Source organism: Streptomyces sp. CNQ085, assembly GCF_022614595.1.
Lineage (GTDB): Bacteria > Actinomycetota > Actinomycetes > Streptomycetales > Streptomycetaceae > Streptomyces.
On record NZ_JAJFAU010000034.1, the window covers coordinates 16,642 to 36,023 of the forward strand.

Below are 19,382 nucleotides of genomic sequence, written 5' to 3' on the forward strand. Positions count from 1 at the left end.
CGGACTGACCGGCGGCGGGCCCGGCCGGTAGCCTGCCGCCATGACCGACGATCTACCCGAGATGAGAGCCTCCGACGCCGACCGGGAACGCGTGGCCGAGGTGCTGCGCGAGGCGGTGGCCGAGGGGCGCCTCGACATGGAGGAGTTCCAGGAGCGGCTGGACTCCGTCTACGCCGCTCGCACCCAGGGCGAGCTGGCCCCCCTGGTCAGGGACCTGCCCCGGACCACCACCGTGGCTGCCCCGGCCGAACCCGCCCGGGCCGGCCGGGGCTGGGCCGGCCGCTTCGGCGGCAGCGCCACCTCCCGCGGCGGGGTGGCGGTCATGGGCGGTTTCGTGCGCAAGGGCCCGTGGACCGCTCCCCGCCGCTTCACCGGTTTCGCCTTCTGGGGCGGCGGGGAGATCGACCTGCGCGAGGCGTACTTCGAGGACCGCGAGGTGGAGATCCGCTGCTTCGCGGTCATGGGCGGCGTCAACGTGATCGTCCCGGACGAGGCCGAGGTCGACGTGCGCGGCATCGGCGTCATGGGCGGCTTCGACCACAGCGCCGCGGGCCGGGGGGAGCCGGGCGCGCCGCGCGTGGTGGTCAGCGGCTTCGCCTTCTGGGGCGGCGTCGGGGTCGAACGCAGGCGCAGGCGCGCGGAGCGCCGTGAACGCAAGCGTCTGGAAGGCAGGCACGGGCACACGTACGGGCACGACCGCGGGCGTGACGACCGGGACGACTGACCCGCCGCCTCCTCACCCCGCACCCTCACCCCCACGTCGGCGCGTCCCCGCCCGGCCGCCCCGGCGGCCGGGCCCAGCCCTCCGGCCCGCCGTCGTAGGCCACCGGGGAGACGGCGTGGCGCAGCGGGCCCAGCGGACTGTCCGTCTCGCCGAGCCAGTCGGCCGGGTCGTACGGCTCCCGTACCTCGTCCGGCTCCCGCGCTCCCTCCAGCTCGTGCAGCAGCCGGTGCGCGGTCCGGGCCAGCGCGAGCCGTACGCGTCGCGAACCCCCGCCGTCACGCCGGTCGGTGAGCGAGCGCAGTACGGCGGCGGCCAGCAGATAGCCCGTGCCGTGGTCCAGGGCCTGCGCGGGCAGCACTCCCGGATCGCCGTCCGGTCCGCCCTCGGCCACGGCGATGCCACTCGCCGCCTGCACCAGACTGTCGAACCCCCGCCTGCCGCCCCACGGACCGGCGCCGGGCCCGCCCCAGGCACTCAGCTGGGCCACCACCACACCCGGCCGCCGCCCCGCCAGCTCCCCGGCCGACAGTCCGAAACGGTCCAGCGCGCCGGGACGGTAGCCGGTCACCACCACATGGGCCTGCCCCAACAACTCCTCGAAGGAGGCGCGGCCGGAGCGGGACGCCAGGTCCAGCAGCGCCGACCGCTTGCCGAACCCGGTGTCGGCGTGCGCGTCCGCGCTCTCGGGCAGACGCGGCGAGTCGATCCGCAGCACGTCGGCGCCCAGCAGGGCGAGGGTACGGGTGGCCACGGGACCGGCGATGACCCGGGTGAGGTCCAGCACGCGCAGCCCGGCGCATGGTCCCGAGCCCGGCCTCGGACCGGGGGAGGGCAGCGGCGGCGGCGTGGGCGCGTCGTCCAGCCGCTCCAGCCCCACCAGCGGGAGCCGGGCCACGGCCGCGCCCTGCGGATGCGCCGACCACTGCCCGGGTGTGCGTACGGCCACGGCCAGACCGCCCGCCGCGTACACCGCCTCCTCGACCTCCTCGGCGCGGCGCTCCGCCAGCACGTCGGCGACCCGGACGGTCAGCGCCTCGTCGTCGCCGTCGTCGGGCACACCGAGTGCGTACAGCAACCGGGCCCGGTGGTGCGGGTAGTTGGCGTGGGTACGCAGCCAACCGCCGTCGGTGCGCCAGAAACGCGACAGCGGCGCGAATGTGGACGGCGTGCGCCCGTCGATCCGCAGATGCCGCTCGCTGACGAACGCGGTGGCCACCGCCCCGTCGTCCACCCCGACCCCGGGCACGGCCGTCCCCGAGCCCCCCTTGGCGGAGCGGGCCCCGAACTCGGCCGCCGCCAGCGCGCACACCGCCACGGTCGAACGCGCCAGCTCCCGTACCGGCAGCCGGGCGGGCAGCACACCGCCGGACCCGTCGGGGGAGGTGCGAGGGGCGAACCGGACACGCCCGCACAGGCCGGGGTCGCCGCCGAGCGCGGCCCACACCGGGGCCCAGGAGCGTTGATCCATGCGCGCATTGTGCCCGCGGTCTCCGTCCGTCCGCACGGAGACCGCGTTGTCAGTACCCGCGACCAGCTTGATCACCTACGCGGATGAGTACGCGTACGGATGTTTGGGAGCCGTGGTCGGACGGCACCCTGAAAGGCATGGAGCGGATCATGGAGAACGTGCACGGAACCCCCGAAACGGCCCCTTCCCTGGCCCCGGACCTCGAGCGCGGCCCCGTCCTGGCGCTCACCCTGGCGGGCACGCTCGCCGTGGGCTGGGTGATAGCCATGCTCTACGTCATGGTCTCCTGGGTGACGGGCTGACCGCCCGTCACCCTTCGGCTCCCGGTTTCCCAGGCTCCGGAACGCTCAGCGGCCCTCCGAGGCGGAGACCACCCGGAAGCCCGTTCCGGCCCGCACCAGCCGGCCGATCAGCGCGTCCCCCATCGCCACTGCCGTGGTGACCTGGCCCGAGGTCTGCGGCAGGTCGTCCAGCGCCAGACAGAGCGCCGACTCGGCCAGCATCCTCGCCGTCTCGTCGTAGCCCGGATCGCCGCCGGACACCTCCGTCACCACCCGACGGCCGCCGCCCTCCCCGAAGAAGCGGACCTTGAACCAGCTCTCCGCACGCTTTCGCGGACTCGGCCCGTCCCCCGGCGACAGCCGGGCCGACAGCGCGCGGCGCGCGGCCGGGAGCTGGGCGGCGGCGAAGAGCGCCCCCGCCCCGACCACGCCGCCCACGGCCACGGGCAGCGTACGGACGGCCGCGTAGTGGCGGTAGCGGAAGTCGGGACCGTAACGCTCCAGAGCGGCCGCCGACCGGGCCACGACCTGCGGATCGACCGTCGGCAGCGGTACCGCCCACACCCCCGCCTTCCCGCTGCGGCGCGGCCGGTCCAGCGGCGCGCTGACCCGGCGCCCGGCCGGACGGGACTCCACCCGCCGCCGCTCCCGCGCCGCGGCCCGCATCTGCCGGCCCCGGGAGATCGCCGTCAGCGCGGAGGCGAACGTCCCTCCGGAGAAGGCCGCCGACGCCCGCACATAGCCGTCGATCCGCAGCGGCACCCCCTCGGGCAGGCGCTCGACGGTGTACAGCACGCCCAGGTCGTGCGGCACCGAGTCGAAACCGCAGGCGTGCACCAGCCGCGCACCGGTACGGTGGGCCCGGTCGTGGTGGCGCAGATACATCATGTCGACGAACTCCGGCTCGCCGGTGAGGTCCGCGTAATCCGTCCCCGCCTCGGCGCACGCGGCCACCAGCGGCTCCCCGTACTCGACGTACGGACCGACGGTGGTGGCCACCACGGCGGCGCTCTCGGCCACCGTGCGCAGCGAGCCGGGATCGGTGACGTCGGCGTGCAGCAGCGGCAGTTCGGCGCAGGCCGGGTTGACCTGAGTCAGCCGCCCGCGCAGCCGCAGCAGCTTGTCGCGGTTGCGCCCGGCCAGCGCCCAGCGGCAGTCGCCGGGGGCGTGGGCGGCCAGGTACTCGGCCGTCAGCCCGCCGGTGAAACCGGTCGCGCCGAACAGCACCACGTCGTACTCGCGGTCGTTGCGGGGCACTCCTGACCTCCTGGGGTGATGAGAGGGACGGCTGGGGCAGGATCACCTGTCGGTGTTCGACCCTACGCTGGTGCCATGAGCGATCGGACCGGGGGACGCGAAGGGCGCGGCGACGCGCAGGCGGTACGGGAGCGGGTGCGCGAGTTCGCCCTCCAACTTCCCGGTGCGTACGAGGACTTCCCCTGGGGAGAGTCCGTGGTCAAGGTCAACCGGAAGATCTTCGTCTTCCTCTTCCTCGGGCACCTCGTCGCGGGGCAGGGCGACTCCCCGCCCACCGTCACCGTCAAACTCACCGACCCCGAGGCCCACGCCCACGCGATGTCCGCCCCCGGCGCCCTTCTCACCGGCTACGGACTCGGCCGGGCGGGGTGGGTGACCATCCCGCTGGGCGGGCCGGGCACACCGGAAGCGGAGCTGCTGTGCGACTGGGTCGAGGAGAGCTACCGCACCGTCGCGCCGAGGCGACTGGTGGCGGAGCTCGACGCCGACTGACGGCCGTGTCGGCTCGGGTTCGCGGCCCAGTTGGTGAGCGTGCGGTGTCCGGGCCGGTTCATACCGGGTGTGGACGCGGATCCCGGGCGGGTGCTGCCCGCAAGCCATGCGGCCGTCATGTGAGGTGGAGGAGGGAGTAGACGGCGAAGCCGAAGAAGAGGAAGGCGACGCCTCGGGTGATCCAGGGTGCTGCGCGGGCATAGAGCTTGCGGACGACTTGCAGGCCGACGACCCAGACGAGCAGGGCGTCTGCGGTGACGCAGCCCAGGGCGCTGGCAAGGAGGAAGAGGGGGACGGTGGCGGCGGTGAGCAGGTCGATGTTCCCGGCGATGACGGACGTGAAGACGGCCAGGGTGACGGGGTAGCTCTTGGGGTTGGTCAAGCCGAACACAGCACCGTGGGCGAGGGGGCGGCGCGCGTAGGCGGAAGCGCCGCCGTCGGGTGCGGAGGCCGCCATCAGCGCCCGGATGCCGAGGTAGGTCAGGTACAGGGCGCTGGCGATGGTCAGGACGGTGAAGACCACCGGGGACAGGAGTTGCACCCAGCGCAGGGCCAGCAGGGCGAGCAGGGCCCACATGACGTCGCCGGCCAGGTGCCCGAGGAGGAAGTGGGCGGCCTGTCGGCGCCCGCTGCCGGTGCCGATGTGCAGCACGGTGAGCACGCCGGGCCCGGGGGTGAGGACCACCAGGGCACAGGAGAAGGCGGTGGCGAGCAGGAGGGTGAACACATCGGCTCCTCGGCGGTCCGGGCCGTCCGGGCGGGGTCAGGTGAGCTGGCTGTCAGAGATGCGGGCGGATCCGGAGACGGTGCCGTGCCGGTCGGCGTAGCCGCGAATGGCGCGGGTTGCCTCGACGAGCTCGTCCCAGCCGACGCGGCTGAAGATCTTGCACCAGTCCATGGAGATCTCGTCGAAGTCGATGATGTCGGTGCGGCCGTACTTGTCGGGCATGGCGTCCAGGAGTGTCTCGTCGAGGATCTCGAAGCCCTTGTCCTTCGCCGTGGCCCGTGCGAGGTCGGGGTTCATCATCCAGCGGCCGGTCAGGGCACCGAAGTCGGGGTAGAGGGGCTGGGCTTCGAGTGCGGCCATCATCTCGTTGTCGATCAGCCACTGGGCGAAGGCGATGGTGTTGTCCAGGCTTTCGTGGGTCTCGCCCGGGCCTCCGAGGACGAGTGAGCCGTAGATGGGCAGACCGGCTTCCTTGAACAGGGCGCAGGCGCGCTGGTTGTTCTCCAGGCTGTCGCGCGGTCCTTTCAGCAGCTGGAGCATCCGGGTGTCGCCGGACTCCAGGCCCATGTTGACCCGGTACACACCCAATCGTTGATACAGGTCGACGATGCGCGGTGTGGTCTCGGCGGCCTGGGTGTAGACGAAGAACTTCGGATCACCGATGTCCTTGGGCCGGGCGTCCACCAGCCGCTCCACCCAGCGCGGGGAGCTGCTCATGCTGTCGAACGCCTCGTAGAAGATGGTGGCCGCGACCTGTTGCTGGGCGGCCCGGACGTCGTGCCAGAAGACTTCCGGTGAGGAGAAGCGAAGACTCAGGTCCGCGATGCCACAGAAATGGCAGGGGTGTTTCACGCGTGCGCAGCCGCGGGCCCGGTTGATGGTCGTGACGCCGGTGACTTCCTCGTCGTCGTGCAGGCCTCCGTATCGGGCCAGGTAGTTCTGCCGGTAGCGTTCCCAGTTGGCCGCGGGCATCAGTGAACGGTCCGGTATCGGGATGGCGTCCAGGATGTTGCTGACCAGGGCTCCGCCACCCGGGCTGACGAGTGGAGCGGGAACTTCCGGCAGACGGTTGTGAGCGATGCCCTCACTTGTGCGGTAAAGCAGTTCGGGTACGGAGGCGAGGGGCCGCTTGCCGTCCAGGGCGTCGATGAAGGCGGACAGAGCGAACTCGCCGACATCCGCGGCGCACACGTAGTCCACGCTCTCGCGGTGGGCCAGGATCTGCCGGGACATGGCCGCCGCCTGGTCGTTGCCCAGGATGGTCACGGCCCCGGCGTTCTTCCCGGCCTCGGCTAAGCGAAGCGTGTTCAGATACGAGGTACCCAGGGCACTCAGGCCCAGGACGTCCGGTTCGAAGTCCCGGATGAGCCGCTCGATCTCCGGCATGGGGGTGATCTGACCGTCGAGCGCGATCACGTCCAGATACGGGTGGTCGCGCAGGAGGACCGTGGCGAGCGAGACCACGCCCAGGGCCGGGAACGTGCCGTCGTTGGCGATCGAGGACACGTCCCCGTCGGTGCCGGCATTGACGAGGAGGACTTTCCGCACGTGCTTCACGGTGGCTTCTTCCTTCCGGGGTGCGGGCGGGCGTGGGGCCGTGGCCAGGCCACGACCGTTGACCACCCGGCAGCAACGAGGGACAGGACCCGCACGGAGTCCTGGTGGGAGGGGCTCGGGCGGCAGGGGGCCGGGCAACGGTTGGGACGGAACGCGACCCGTTCCGGCCGCGGTATGCCGGTGGGTGTGCGTGCGGTCGGCGGCGAGGACCACGGCAGATCTCCCCGGGGCGTCACGATGGACCGGTCGGCCACCCGGCTCTCCGGGGAACCGCGCGGCGTACTCACCGCACCCCCGGGCACCGGGGACGCACGCCTCGCCTCCGCGGCTGTCCCCCTCGTGCATCGTCCAATCCCTCATCTCCGAGGACAGCGGCGGTTCGGTTCCGGCGACAGCCCGCCCCGTGTCAACGTATTGCCCTTCACGAATCACTTGATTGCAACACGCATGGCCCGGCGGTGCCATGCCGCACCCCTGTCACACGCCGCCGACGAGTGATAACAGGACATCCGTTCCCTGGCGGCCTTCACCTCCTTGTGGCAGCGGTCCGGTCGGTACAGGCGCGGTACGCCTCGCGCCCGGCAGGGCGTGGGCCGGCCGGGCCCGCCGAGGCCAGGGACGGCAATCGGTACGGCTGCCTCGAAGGGGCTCGGGACCTCGGGCCTCGGGCGCCGGTGGTAGCGGCGGCGGGTGCTGCCCGGGTGTCAGGGGCGGGGTGACGGGCCCACCCGCTTCTGGGCGCCGCGCCGCGCCGGGGTCAAGGTCGGGCGGATGACACGGAAACGTAACGCACGTTCACTTCTCGGCAACCTATTGACTGGGGACATCCCTGTACCTACGCTCGCGCTTGTTCATGGTTGTTCACATACAAGGCGTGGTGCGTCGATGAAGATCGCAGTTGTCGGAAGCTATGGGGCCGGCCTCACCATGCGGGTCCCGAAGGCGCCCGTGGCGGGCGAGACCGTGGCGGGCGGCGTGTTCGACCCCGGCCCCGGCGGCAAGGGGAGCAACCAGGCCGTGGGCGCCGCCCGGCTGGGCGCCGAGGTCTGCCTGCTGACCGCCGTGGGCGACGACGACTTCGGCCGCGCCGCGCACGAGCTGTGGCGCCGTGAGGGCGTCGGGGCCGGGCACGTGCTGACGGCCCGCGCCCCCACGATGGTCGGCTTCATCCTGGTCGAGCCGTCCGGCGAGAACCGCATCGCCATCGCTCCGGGGGCCCTGGACGAACTGGACGCGGTGGCCCTCGAGCCGTTCCGCGCCGAGATCGCCTCGGCCGATGTCCTCGTCGTCTCGATGGAGATCCCCGAGGAGGCCGTCGTGGCCGCGCTGCGCGCGGGCCACGAGGCCGGCACCACCACCCTGCTCAATCCGGCGCCCGCCCGGCCGCTGCCCGAGGACGCCTGGCCGCTCATCGACGTGATCACACCGAACCAGACCGAGGCCCCCGTACTCCTCGGTCTCGGCGACGAGCACGGGCTCGGGGACGAGGACCTCGTCCGGGCCCTGTGCGAGCGCACCGAAGGCGCGGCCGTCCTCACCCGGGGCGGCGAGGGCGCGCTGATCGCCCGGGGCTCCGACGTGACGCGGGTGCCGCCGCACCCGGCCGGCGCCGTCGTCGACACCACGGGCGCGGGCGACTCCTTCACCGCCGCGCTGGCGGTCGCCCTCGCGGAGGGGCGGGACCTGCGGCAGGCGGCGGAGTTCGCCGCCGCGGCGGGTGCCCACACCGTCACCATCGCCGGCGTCATCCCCGCCCTGCCCACCAGAGACCAGCTGAACGCCCGGATTGGAAACACCCCATGACCTCGACCACCGCACCCGCAAGGGAGTTCTCCCTCCCGCTGCGCAGACTGCTCCACGCCCGTGAGTCCGGCGTCTTCGCCGCTCTCGTGCTGCTCTTCCTGCTGGGCACCGTCCTCTCTCCGGGCTTCGCCCAGTCCGGCAACCTGCTCTCGGTCGGCCAGCAGATCGCGCAGATCGGCATCATGGCCGTCGGCGCCACGTTCGTCATCCTCAACGGCGAGATCGACCTGTCGGTGGGGTCCACCTACGCGCTGTCGGCGATCTCGACCGGAATGCTGATCTCGGACGGCTGGAGCTGGCCCCTGGCGATGGGCGCCGGACTCGCCGTGGGAGCGCTGGCCGGGCTGCTCAACGGACTGGCCGTCGTGGTGCTCGGCGTGCCGTCGTTCATCGTCACCCTCGGCACGCTCAGCGTCTTCCGCGGCATCGCCCTGCTGATCTCCGACGGCGCCCCGATCTCCCTCAGCTCCTCCCAGCCCGGGGTCGCGGAGTTCAACCTCCTGGGCCAGGGGCGGCTGTTCGGCCTGATACCGATGCAGTTCGTCTTCTTCGTCGCCGTCGCCGCCGTCGGCGTGGTGCTGCTGTCCCGCTCGCGCTTCGGCTTCAACACCTACGCCGTCGGCGGCAACCAGGAGGCCGCCCGGCTGGTCGGCGTCAACGTCAAGCGGGTCAAGCTGACCGCGTTCGTCCTCTCCGGCTTCGCCGCCGGCCTCGCCGGTGTGCTCGGCCTGTCCTTCCTCTCCTACGTGCAGGGCGTCACCGGCCAGGGGCTGGAGCTGACGGTGATCTCCGCCGTCATCATCGGCGGCGCGGCCCTGTTCGGCGGCTCCGGAACCATGTGGGGCACCGTCATCGGCGTCGCCTTCATCGGCCTGCTCCAGAACATCCTCAACATCAACGGGATCTCCTCCTTCTGGCAGACCGTCGTCACCGGCCTGGTGATCATCGCCGCCGTCGCGGCCGACACCTGGCAGCGCAGGCGCAAGACCCGGGCCTGAGGGCCCGGTCACCGCGTCCCCGGGCTACGCCCGCGTCCCCGAACACCCCAGACATTCCCGAACACACCCAAGGAACGCACATGTCTGCTCGCACCCTCCTCAGGGGCCTCGCCGCCGCGACGGCCGCCGCCGCCACCCTCACCCTCAGCGCGTGCGGCGCCGTCGCCCCCGCCGACTCCGGCGGTTCCGAGGACGGCTCCTTCGAACTCGCCTCCCACATCCAGCAGCGCATCGACGACGGCGAGCCGATGCGGATCAAGCTCAGCTACCACGACCCGTCCCTGGCCTTCGCCACGCCGATCGGCGCGGGCATGGAGAAGGCGGGCGAGGAACTGGGGGCCGATGTCGCCCTCATCGGGCCCACCGGCGGTGACGCCGCCCGGCAGGTGTCCGAGATACAGACGCTGATCCAGCAGGAGGCCGTGGACGGCCTCGCCGTCTCCTCCGCCTCCAGCGACGCCCTGAAGCCGGTCATCGCCCAGGCCTACGACGCGGGCATCCCGATCATCTCCTTCAACACCGACAACCCCGACTCCAAGCAGATGGGCTTCGTCGGCCAGGACCTCAAGGGCTCGGGCAAGGCCCAGGCCGAGCGGCTGCTCGAGGAACTGGACGGGACGAACGAGGGCAAGGTCGTCGTCTTCTCCGTGGACACCGGGGCCGGCTGGTCGCACGACCGGTTCGGCGGCTTCAAGGAGGGGCTGGACGGCAGCGGCCTGGAGATCGTCGGGCCGGTGAACGTCGGCAACGAGCCCAGCTCCGCCTACAACACCGTCGAGTCCACCATGTCCGGCCAGTCCGGTGTCGTGGCGGTCGCGGGACTGGACTGCTGCTCGACGACCGCCGCCGCCAAGTGGGTGGCGCAGTCCGGCGATGCCGGTGACATCACCATGGGCGGCTTCGACCTCCTCACCCGGACGGCCGAGTACATCGACGAGGGAGTGCTGGACTTCACCATCAGCCAGAACCCCTCCGAGCAGGGCTACCAGGCCGTGAAGGTGCTGCACGACTTCCTCACCGGGGGCACCGAGATCGAGGGCGTGGACACCGGAGCCCAGTTCATCACCCAGGACAACCTCGACGAAGCGACCGTGGAGGACTGATGACCGCCACCTCCCGCGAGAACGCCACCTCCCGCGAGAACGCCACCTCCCGCGAGACCGCCTCCGCCGCCGACTCCCGCGCCTCCTCCGGCGAGGCCGTCCCGGCCGTCGGCGTCCGCGGCCTGTCCCGCAGCTTCGGCCCGGTGCGGGCCCTCACCGACGTCTCCTTCGACGTCCCCGCGGGTGAGGTCACCGCACTGCTCGGGGAGAACGGGGCCGGCAAGTCGACCCTGCTCAAGATCCTGGCCGGCCTCCAGCCGCCCAGCGACGGCGGCGTCACCGTGTTCGGCGAGGAGGTCACCTCCTTCGACCCGAGCACCATGCTCGGCCGGCACGGCGTCGCGATCGTCCCCCAGGAGCTGTCACTGCTGCCCGACCGCAGCGTCGCCGAGAACGTCCTCAGCGGCGTCGAGCCGGGGAGCCGCTGGTTCCCCTCCCGGCGCCGGATGCTGGAGCGCACCGCCGAACTCCTCCGAGCGCTGGACCTGCGGCTGGACCCGTCCGCCCCCGTGCGGTCGCTGGACCTGGCCACCCAGCAGCTCGTCGTGGTGGCCCGCTCCGTCGCCCGGGGCTGCCGCGTGCTGATCCTGGACGAGCCGACGGCGATGCTCACCCCGGCCGAGGCCGAGCGGCTGTTCGCGCTGATGGCCAGGCTCAAGGCGGACGGGACGACCATGCTCTACGTCTCGCACCGCATGCCCGAGGTCTTCCGGCTGGCCGACCGCATCGAGGTGCTGCGGGACGGCGCCCACGTCGCCTCCTGGCGCAGCGACGAGACCACCCCCGACCAGGCGGTCGCCGCCATGGTCGGCCGCGAGCTGGGGCAGCTCACCCGCCGCGCGGAGCACCCCGCCCGGCCCGCCGGGGAACCGGCCCTGCGTGTGCGGGAGTTGAGCGGGCGGCGGCACACCGGCGTCTCCTTCGAGCTGCGCCCCGGCGAGATCCTGGGCGTGGCCGGACTGCCCGACTCCGGCCGGGTGGAGATGCTGCACAACATCTTCGGCGGCGAGAAGGGGACCGGCGGCACGGTGGAGCTGCTGGGCAGGCCCTACGAGCGGCGCGACCCCATCGCCAGCGTCGAGCGCCGCCTGGCGTTCGTCCCCGGCGAGCGCCGCGCCCAGGGCCTGCTGACCACCATGAGCGTCGGCGAGAACGTCGGCGCGCTGATGACCAAGCCGCTCAGCCGCCTCGGTTTCGTACGCCGCCGGGCCCTGGACCGGCAGGCCGCCGAGCAGGCGAGGAGGCTGCGGGTCAAGACCGCCACCATGAGCCAGCCCATCACCAGCCTCTCCGGCGGAAACCAGCAGAAGGCCGTACTCGGCCGCTGGCTGGCGATCGACCCGGGGGTGCTGATCCTCGACGAGCCCACGCGTGGCGTGGATGTCGGGGCCAAGGCCGAGATCTACGAGCAGCTCTTCGAGCTGGCCCAGAAGGGCCTGGCGATCCTGTGCTCCTCCTCCGACCTGCCCGAACTGCTCACCCTGACCGACCGGATCGCGGTGATGAGCGAAGGCCGCCTGGCCGGCACCGTCGAGGCCGCGGAGGCGACCGAGGAATCGGTCATGGCACTGGCCACCGGAGCGGTACCGGCCGCCTGACCTCAGCCTGACCCCCGCCCGTCCCGTCCGGTCCCCACATCTTTGACACTCTTTCGGAAAGGACCTCCGTCATGAAGCGCTCCGGCATCCTCAACGCCGAACTGAGCGGAGCCCTGGCCACACTCGGCCACACCGACCTGCTGATGGTCGTGGACGCGGGCTTCCCCGTCCCCCGCGGTGCGCACCGCATCGACCTCGCCATCGCCGAGAACCTGCCGGACCTGCGGACCGTGCTCGGCCTGATCGCCGACGAACTGGTCGTCGAGGGCGTGGTGCGCGCCGAGGACGTCCCGTCCAACAACCCGCGGCTGGACCAGTGGCTGCGCGAGCGCTTCGCCGGCGCGGAGTTCACCACGCGTCCGCACGCCGAGGTGCTCGGCGAACTGGCCCACCGGGCCAAGGTCGTCGTGCGCACCGGGGCCTTCGAACCGTGGGGCAACGTCGGCCTGTTCTGCGGCGTCGAGGTCCCCCGGTGGTTCGGCGGGGAGGGCGTCGTCGTCCCGGACCACTACGCCTCCAAGCTCTGACCTCCGCGGCGGCCCGCCCGCCGCACCACCCACAAGCCACCACCACGGCTTCCACCACAGGAGACACCCGCATGTCCGACACCACTGCCGCGGCCACCGCCGAACCGGCGCTCAGCCCGGCCGAGATGGCGCCCTACATCCAGCACACCAGAATCGACCCGGACGCCACCCGCGACGACATGGTCGCCCACGCCCGGGAAGCGGTCGCCCACGGCTTCAACGCCGCGATGGTGCCCGCCTCCTGGGTCCCCGTCGTGGCCGCCGAGCTGCGCGGCACCGGGATCGAGGTGGCCTCGGCCCTGGACTTCCCGACCGTCGGCGTCATGACCAGCGCGGGCAAGGCGGCCGAGGCCGCCGAGATCGCCCGCCTGGGCGCGACGCAGCTCGACATCGGCGTGCAGATCGGCTGGCTCAAGAGCGGTATGTACGACGAGTTCCGGGAGGACATCGCCGGCGTCGTACGGGCCTCGGGCCTGCCGGTCAAGGTCATGCTGGAGCTGCCGCTGCTCACCGACGCGGAGAAGGAGGCCGCCGTCGAACTGGCCATGGAGGCGGGCGCGGCCTACCTGAAGAACGCCAGCAGCGGGCAGATCGAGACCGCGAATCCGGCGAGTGTTCGCTACCTTGTCGACCGGGCACGGGAAGGCGTTCGGGTGAAGGCCTCCGGGTCCATCAAGAGCTACCGTCAGGGCCTGGAACTCCTGCGTGCCGGGGCCTCGTTGCTCGGTACCAGCGCCGGTGTGGCGATCATCGCCGACGCCGCCGACGACTCGACCACCAGCTACTGACGGCCGAGTACTTCGCAACCGGAGAGGAGACGCGTGACCGTGACGGCCGACGAGGGAGGTCTCCCGGACATCAGGCGCAACGTTCCCACCGCGATCCACGCCCAGATCTCGGAACACATCCGGCTGCGCATCGCCGGCGGCGAGTGGCCGCCGCACTACCGCCTCAAGAGCGAACCCGAGCTGGCCCGGGAGTTCGGCGTCAGCCGCGGCACCGTACGCAGGGCCCTGGCGACCCTCATCGAGGAGGGGCTGCTGCGGCAGGTGCGCGGACGCGGCACGTTCGTCACCTCCACGGTGATCGAGCCGGCCATCGCCCAGAAGCTCAGCACCCTGTCGGAGGACTTCGCCAGCCAGGGCGTCGTCACCTCCACCAGGGTGCGCGAGAGCTCCCTGATAACGCCGCCCCGGCCGGTCGCCGCCCTGCTGGACGTGGCCCCCGGCACACAGGTGCTGCGCCTGGTGCGGGTGCGCAGCACCGAGGAGGGGCCGGTCGCCCTGCTGTTCAACTTCGTACGGACCGATCTCGCGCCCGGTATCGAGAAGGTGGACTTCACGGCCTCCAGCCTCTTCGGGGTGCTGGAGGGCGCCTACGGCCTGAAGATCGCCTCGGCCCGCCGCACCTTCGGCGCGGAGGCCGCCTCGGATGAGGTCGCACAGGCCCTGTCGCTGGCCGAGGGCGCCCCCGTGCAGTACCTCCAGCAGGTCACCTACCTCGCCGACGACCGGCCGGTGGAGTACTCGGACGTGTGGATCCACAGCGGTCGCCTGCGCGTCACCTCGCTGCTGCAGCGCAGATGAGGCCGGCGGCGGACCCGTTCCGCCCCGTGTGCCGAAGGACCGCCGCCGGAAGGGACGGTCCTTCGGCACACGGGCCCTCCGGTACGGCCGGGTCCGGTACGGCGCGGGGCACGGGCACAGCGTTCCGCGTCCGGGCCCGCGAGGGGTTGTGGAGAGTGGAACGTGTTCTTAGCATCGCCGGTGTCGCATCATTGGTGTCATATGGTCGCGGTGCGGCGGCCCGGACGGTTGGAGACCGGATGGCAGCGGCAGGCACGGGCCCCGGCCCGCTCGCCGGAGTGCGGGTGGTGGAACTGGCGGGCATCGGCCCCGGCCCGTTCGCCGCGATGCTCCTGGCCGACCCCGACCCCGACCCCGACCCCGACCCCGGCCCCGGCGCCGATGTCGTCCGTGTCGGCCGCCCCGGCGCGCTGCGCCTCCCGCCCGCCGTACCCGGCGCGGACGCCGCCGAGGTGGCCCGCGACTGGGACCTGCCCGCGCTCATGTCCGGCCCACGACGGGAAGGTCCAGGACGAAGCGGAAGATCCTCCCCGAGGACCACGACGCCTTCCGGCGGACGGTCCGGGCCTTCCCGGAACGGGAGGTGCTGCCGCACTACGAGCGCCGGGAGCGCGAGGGCGCCGTCGACCGCGAGGCGTGGCGCACCGCCGACCGCTGCCCGCAACTCCACGGCGGCTACGACTGCATGAGCGAGTACCCCGTCGCCAGGGCGTTCACCGGCGGGCGCGTCCAGACCGTCTACGGCGGCACGACCGAGATCATGAAGGAGAGCATCGGCCGTTCCCCGCTCTCCTGATCCCCCGCCCCACTCCCTTCCGGAAGGCATCCTCGACCGTGACGACCCACGCGAGCAACGACGCGTACATCTACGACGCCATCCGCACCCCGCGCGGGCGCGGCAAGGCCGGCGGCGCCCTGTACGGCACCAAGCCGATCGACCTGGTCGTCGGCCTGATCCACGAGCTGCGCCGCCGCTTCCCCGGCCTGGACCCGGCCGCTGTCGACGACATCGTGCTCGGCGTCGTCACCCCCCTGGGCGACCAGGGCGCCGACATCGCCCGCACCGCCGCCATCGCCGCCGGACTGCCCGACACCGTCGCCGGCGTCCAGGAGAACCGCTTCTGCGCCTCGGGCCTGGAAGCCGTCAACCTGGCCGCCGCCAAGGTCCGCTCCGGCTGGGAGGACCTGGTCCTGGCCGGCGGCGTGGAGTCGATGTCCCGGGTGCCGATGGGCTCCGACGGCGGCGCCTGGGCCATGGACCCGATGACCAGCTTCGAGACCGCCTTCGTCCCCCAGGGCATCGGCGCCGACCTCATCGCCACCATCGGGGACTTCTCCCGCCGCGACGTGGACGAGTACGCCGCGATGTCGCAGGAGCGCGCGGCCACCGCCTGGAAGGAAGGACGCTTCGACCGTTCGGTCGTCCCCGTCACCGACCGCAACGGCCTGGTCGTCCTCGACCGCGACGAGCACATGCGCCCGGGCACCACGGCCGACTCCCTCGCCTCCCTCAAGCCCTCCTTCGCCACCATCGGCGAGGCCGGCGGCTTCGACGCGGTGGCGCTGCAGAAATACCACTGGGTGGAGAGGATCGACCACGTCCACCACGCGGGCAACTCCTCGGGCATCGTGGACGGCTCCGCGCTGGTGGCCGTCGGCAGCCGCGAGACCGGCGAGCGTTACGGCCTCACCCCCCGCGCCCGGATCGTCTCGGCCGCCGTCTCCGGCTCCGAGCCGACCATCATGCTCACCGGCCCGGCGCCCGCCTCCCGCAAGGCGCTGGCCAAGGCGGGGCTGACCGTCGACGACCTGGACCTGGTGGAGATCAACGAGGCGTTCGCGGCCGTCGTCCTGCGCTTCGTGCGCGACATGGGCCTGCCCATGGAGAAGGTCAACGTCAACGGCGGTGCCATCGCCATGGGCCACCCGCTGGGCGCCACCGGCGCGATGATCCTGGGCACCCTCGTCGACGAGCTGGAGCGCCGCGGTCTGCGCTACGGCCTGGCCACGCTCTGCGTCGGCGGCGGCATGGGCATCGCCACCGTCGTCGAACGGCTCTGACCGGCCCCGACCGGCCCCGTGCCCGCCCCGGGCGGCGTACGAAACGAACCTTCCGACGCAGCCAGACCTCAACGGAGACCGAAACCCACCATGGCAGCCCCCGCAGCCCCCTCCACCATCCGCTGGGAGCAGGACGACACCGGTGTCGTCACCCTCACCCTGGACGACCCGGCCCAGTCCGCCAACACCATGAACGCCGCGTTCGCCGTCTCGCTCGCGTCCGTCGCCGACCGCCTGGAGGCCGAGCGCGAGAGCGTCCGCGGCGTCATCGTCACCTCCGCCAAGAAGACCTTCTTCGCCGGCGGAGACCTCAACGACCTGCTGGCCGTGCGGCCCGAACAGGCCCGCGAACTCTACGAGCGCGGCATGGCCATGAAGCGCGACCTGCGCCGCGTGGAGACCCTCGGCGTCCCCGTCGTCGCCGCCGTCAACGGCGCGGCCCTCGGCGGCGGTCTGGAGATCGCGCTGGCCTGCCACCACCGCGTCGCACTCGACGCCCCGGGTTCGGGGATCGGTCTGCCCGAGGCCACCCTCGGCCTGCTGCCCGGCGGCGGGGGAGTGGTGCGCACCGTGCGGCTGCTGGGCATCGCCGACGCCCTGCTGAACGTCCTCCTCCAGGGCCGGCGGTACCGCCCCAGGCAGGCCATGGACAAGGGCCTGGTCCACGAGGTCGCCGACACCCCCGAGGAGATGCTGGAAAGGGCGCGGGCGTTCATCGACGCCAACCCCGTCTCCGTGCAGCCCTGGGACACCAAGGGGTACAGGATCCCCGGCGGCACCCCCGCCCACCCGAAGTTCGCCGCCAACCTCCCGGCGTTCCCCGCCAACCTCGCCAAGCAGCTGGGCGGCGCCCCCTACCCGGCCCAGCGCAACATCCTGGCCGCGGCCGTCGAGGGCGCCCAGGTCGACTTCGAGACCGCCCAGGCGATCGAGTCGCGCTACTTCACCGAGCTGGCGACCGGGCAGACCGCCAAGAACATGATCCAGGCGTTCTTCTTCGACCTCCAGGCCGTCAACTCCGGCCGCAGCCGCCCCCGGGGCGTCGAACCCCGCAAGGTGCGCAAGGTCGCCGTGCTCGGCGCCGGCATGATGGGCGCGGGTATCGCCCACGCCTGTGCGAAGGCCGGCATCGATGTCGTCCTCAAGGACGTGAGCGCCGAGGCCGCCGAGAAGGGCAAGGCGCACTCGGCCGGCCTGCTGGAGGCGGCCCTGGCCAAGGGCCGCACCACCACCGACGAGCGCGACGCGCTGCTGGCCCGCATCACCCCCACCGCCGAGGCCGCCGACCTCGCCGGATGCGACGCGGTGATCGAGGCCGTCTTCGAGGACACCGCCCTCAAGCACGAGGTGTTCGCCGAGATCCAGGACGTCGTCGGCCCCGACGCGCTGCTGTGTTCCAACACCTCCACCATCCCCATCACCTCGCTGGCCGAGGGCGTGAAGCGGCGGCGGGACTTCATCGGCCTGCACTTCTTCTCGCCCGTCGACAAGATGCCGCTGGTGGAGATCATCCGGGGCGAGCGCACCGGCGACGAGGCCACCGCCCGAGCCTTCGACCTGGTGCGGCAGATCAACAAGACCCCGATCGTGGTGGGCGACTCGCGCGGCTTCTTCACCTCCCGTGTGATCGGCCGGTTCATCAACGAGGGCGTGGCGCTGGTCGCCGAAGGCGTGGACCCGGCCTCCGTGGAGCAGGCCGCCGCCCAGGCCGGCTACCCCGCCAAGGTGCTCTCCCTGACGGACGAGCTGACCCTGACCCTGCCGAGGAGGATCCGCGACGAGGCGCGGCGCGCTGTGGAGGCCGCGGGCGGCGCCTGGGAGCCGCACCCGGCCGACGCGGTCATCGACCGCATGGTCGACGAGTTCGGCCGCACCGGCCGAGGCGGCGGCGCCGGCTTCTACGAGTACGACGCCGACGGCCGGCGTGCGGGCCTGTGGCCGGGGCTGCGCGAGCACTTCACCCGCGAGGGCGCCGCCGTGTCCTTTGCGGACATGAAGGAGCGGATGCTCTTCTCCGAGGCGCTCGACAGCGTGCGCTGCGTGGAGGAGGGCGTGCTGACCTCGGTCGCCGACGCCAACATCGGCTCCGTCCTGGGCATCGGCTTCCCCGGCTGGACCGGCGGCGTCCTCCAGTACATCAACGGCTACGAGGGCGGCCTGCCCGGCTTCACGGCGCGCGCCCGCGAACTCCAGGAGCGCTACGGCGACCGGTTCGCACCGCCCGCGCTGCTGGTGGAGAAGGCGGAGAAGGGCGAGACCTTCACCGACACGCCCGCGGCGTAGGCCCGCCGAGCGGGGCCTGTGCGGCCCCCGCCCGCGCCCGTCCCCCGCCGTGCGCCGCCGGACGGGCGGAAGGGCGGAAGGGCGCGGGAACGGACGTGCCCCGGGGTTTACCATCGCCCGCGGGTGTGCTGTGCTGCGGCGTATGGACCGTGCCAATGGGCTTGCCGAGGAGCCGTCTGCCGCGTACCCCACCGTCCCGCACCGGCCGCCGCGCGTCCCCGCCGAGGAGGCCGAGAGCCGCGCCCGCGCCTTCCACGACGTGATGGCCCGCCGCCGGACCGTGCGCGACTTCTCCGCCCGCCCCCTGCCCGACGGCGTCCTGGAATGGGCCGTCCGCACCGCCGCCACCGCACCCAGCGGGGCGAACGTCCAGCCCTGGCGCTTCGTCGTCCTCACCGACCCAGGACGCAAGGCGAGGCTGCGCGAGGCCGCCGAAGCCGAGGAGCGGGAGTTCTACGGGCGCCGCGCCTCCGACGAGTGGCTCCAGGCCCTCGCGCCGCTGGGCACCGACTGGAGCAAACCGTTCCTGGAGACCGCGCCCGCGGTGATCGTGGTCTTCGAGGTCCACAAGGGGCCCCACAGCCCGCGCCCCTACTACACCAAGGAGTCGGTCGGCATCGCCGTCGGCCTGCTGCTGGCCTGCCTCCAACAGGCGGGTCTGGCCACCCTCACCCACACCCCCAGCCCGATGCGCTTCCTCAACGAGGTCTGCGACCGCCCGCCCGAGGAGCGCGCCGCGTACGTCATCCCGGTCGGCTACCCGGCCGACGACGCGAAGGTCCCCGACATCCGCCGCAAGGAGCTGGAACAGGTCATGGTGCGGCTGTGACGCCTCCGGTCCGCGGCGCGTTCACCCCCGTCACCCGGGAACGGGCGGTCGGGGGTGAGCTGGATCTCGTCACCTCTCCCGTGGTCCG

At 72.5% G+C, this 19,382-nt stretch carries 18 protein-coding genes and 1 pseudogene; 15 read left to right on the plus strand and 4 right to left on the minus strand.

Going from position 1 to position 19,382, the window contains the following annotated elements; all coding sequences use genetic code 11:
- Positions 1–40 precede the first annotated feature (40 nt).
- Positions 41–724, plus strand: coding sequence for a DUF1707 domain-containing protein (locus LJ221_RS08940; RefSeq protein ID WP_241715211.1), 684 nt, complete (start codon positions 41–43; stop codon positions 722–724).
- A gap of 25 nt (positions 725–749) precedes the next feature.
- Here the strand turns inward: LJ221_RS08940 and LJ221_RS08945 are convergent, their stop codons facing one another.
- Positions 750–2,192, minus strand: coding sequence for a CoA transferase (locus LJ221_RS08945; RefSeq protein ID WP_241715213.1), 1,443 nt, complete (start codon positions 2,190–2,192; stop codon positions 750–752).
- A gap of 83 nt (positions 2,193–2,275) precedes the next feature.
- Between LJ221_RS08945 and mmpA the strand changes: the two genes are divergently transcribed.
- The gene (mmpA, locus tag LJ221_RS08950; RefSeq protein ID WP_241715215.1) at positions 2,276–2,494 is read left to right on the plus strand and encodes a morphogenic membrane protein MmpA; all 219 of its coding nucleotides are present in this window, start codon (positions 2,276–2,278) and stop codon (positions 2,492–2,494) included.
- A 45-nt stretch (positions 2,495–2,539) separates the two neighbouring features.
- Here mmpA and LJ221_RS08955 read toward each other — a convergent pair whose 3' ends face one another.
- Positions 2,540–3,730 (minus strand): trans-acting enoyl reductase family protein, encoded by a 1,191-nt coding sequence (locus tag LJ221_RS08955; RefSeq protein ID WP_241715216.1) that lies wholly within the window; start codon positions 3,728–3,730, stop codon positions 2,540–2,542.
- A 75-nt stretch (positions 3,731–3,805) separates the two neighbouring features.
- On the opposite strand from LJ221_RS08955, the gene LJ221_RS08960 reads away from it, so the two are divergent.
- Positions 3,806–4,222 carry an MmcQ/YjbR family DNA-binding protein gene (locus LJ221_RS08960; RefSeq protein WP_241715219.1) on the plus strand — a complete coding sequence of 139 codons (417 nt, stop codon included), beginning with the start codon at positions 3,806–3,808 and terminating at the stop codon, positions 4,220–4,222.
- 115 nt (positions 4,223–4,337) lie between these two features.
- On the opposite strand, the gene LJ221_RS08965 is transcribed toward LJ221_RS08960, so the two are convergent.
- Both LJ221_RS08965 and LJ221_RS08970 read right to left on the minus strand, forming a co-directional pair.
- Positions 4,338–4,949, minus strand: coding sequence for a LysE family translocator (locus LJ221_RS08965; protein ID WP_241715221.1), 612 nt, complete (start codon positions 4,947–4,949; stop codon positions 4,338–4,340).
- A gap of 36 nt (positions 4,950–4,985) precedes the next feature.
- Positions 4,986–6,506: a B12-binding domain-containing radical SAM protein gene (locus LJ221_RS08970; protein ID WP_241715223.1), complete on the minus strand. Its 1,521-nt coding sequence runs from the start codon at positions 6,504–6,506 to the stop codon at positions 4,986–4,988.
- An 885-nt stretch (positions 6,507–7,391) separates the two neighbouring features.
- Between LJ221_RS08970 and LJ221_RS08975 the strand changes: the two genes are divergently transcribed.
- The 12 genes and pseudogenes from LJ221_RS08975 (at position 7,392) to LJ221_RS09035 (ending at position 19,294) form a co-directional block, all read left to right on the plus strand.
- A complete protein-coding gene (locus LJ221_RS08975) occupies positions 7,392–8,309 on the plus strand; it encodes a ribokinase (protein ID WP_241715226.1) in 918 nt (305 codons plus the stop codon).
- Positions 8,306–9,307 (plus strand): ABC transporter permease, encoded by a 1,002-nt coding sequence (locus LJ221_RS08980; RefSeq protein WP_241715228.1) that lies wholly within the window; start codon positions 8,306–8,308, stop codon positions 9,305–9,307. Before LJ221_RS08975 ends, LJ221_RS08980 begins: the two co-directional genes overlap by 4 nt.
- Before the next feature lie 80 nt (positions 9,308–9,387).
- A complete protein-coding gene (locus LJ221_RS08985) occupies positions 9,388–10,410 on the plus strand; it encodes a substrate-binding domain-containing protein (protein ID WP_241715230.1) in 1,023 nt (340 codons plus the stop codon).
- Positions 10,410–12,008 carry a sugar ABC transporter ATP-binding protein gene (locus LJ221_RS08990; RefSeq protein ID WP_241715232.1) on the plus strand — a complete coding sequence of 533 codons (1,599 nt, stop codon included), beginning with the start codon at positions 10,410–10,412 and terminating at the stop codon, positions 12,006–12,008. The genes LJ221_RS08985 and LJ221_RS08990 overlap by 1 nt, the downstream gene beginning before the upstream one ends.
- A 71-nt stretch (positions 12,009–12,079) precedes the next feature.
- A complete protein-coding gene (rbsD, locus tag LJ221_RS08995; RefSeq protein WP_241715234.1) occupies positions 12,080–12,535 on the plus strand; it encodes a D-ribose pyranase in 456 nt (151 codons plus the stop codon).
- 71 nt (positions 12,536–12,606) lie between these two features.
- Positions 12,607–13,323, plus strand: coding sequence for a deoxyribose-phosphate aldolase (gene deoC / locus LJ221_RS09000; RefSeq protein WP_241715237.1), 717 nt, complete (start codon positions 12,607–12,609; stop codon positions 13,321–13,323).
- A 39-nt stretch (positions 13,324–13,362) separates the two neighbouring features.
- The gene (locus tag LJ221_RS23685) at positions 13,363–14,121 is read left to right on the plus strand and encodes a GntR family transcriptional regulator (protein WP_308314744.1); all 759 of its coding nucleotides are present in this window, start codon (positions 13,363–13,365) and stop codon (positions 14,119–14,121) included.
- Positions 14,122–14,360: 239 nt separating this feature from the next.
- Positions 14,361–14,546: pseudogene (locus LJ221_RS23920) on the plus strand (CoA transferase); the annotation flags it as partial.
- Positions 14,547–14,584: 38 nt separating this feature from the next.
- Positions 14,585–14,917 (plus strand): acyl-CoA dehydrogenase family protein, encoded by a 333-nt coding sequence (locus tag LJ221_RS23925; RefSeq protein ID WP_374228412.1) that lies wholly within the window; start codon positions 14,585–14,587, stop codon positions 14,915–14,917.
- A 38-nt stretch (positions 14,918–14,955) separates the two neighbouring features.
- Positions 14,956–16,182, plus strand: coding sequence for an acetyl-CoA C-acetyltransferase (locus LJ221_RS09025; protein WP_241715247.1), 1,227 nt, complete (start codon positions 14,956–14,958; stop codon positions 16,180–16,182).
- Positions 16,183–16,272: 90 nt separating this feature from the next.
- The gene (locus LJ221_RS09030; protein WP_241715241.1) at positions 16,273–18,465 is read left to right on the plus strand and encodes a 3-hydroxyacyl-CoA dehydrogenase NAD-binding domain-containing protein; all 2,193 of its coding nucleotides are present in this window, start codon (positions 16,273–16,275) and stop codon (positions 18,463–18,465) included.
- A 142-nt stretch (positions 18,466–18,607) separates the two neighbouring features.
- The gene (locus tag LJ221_RS09035) at positions 18,608–19,294 is read left to right on the plus strand and encodes a nitroreductase family protein (RefSeq protein WP_241715243.1); all 687 of its coding nucleotides are present in this window, start codon (positions 18,608–18,610) and stop codon (positions 19,292–19,294) included.
- Positions 19,295–19,382 lie beyond the last annotated feature (88 nt).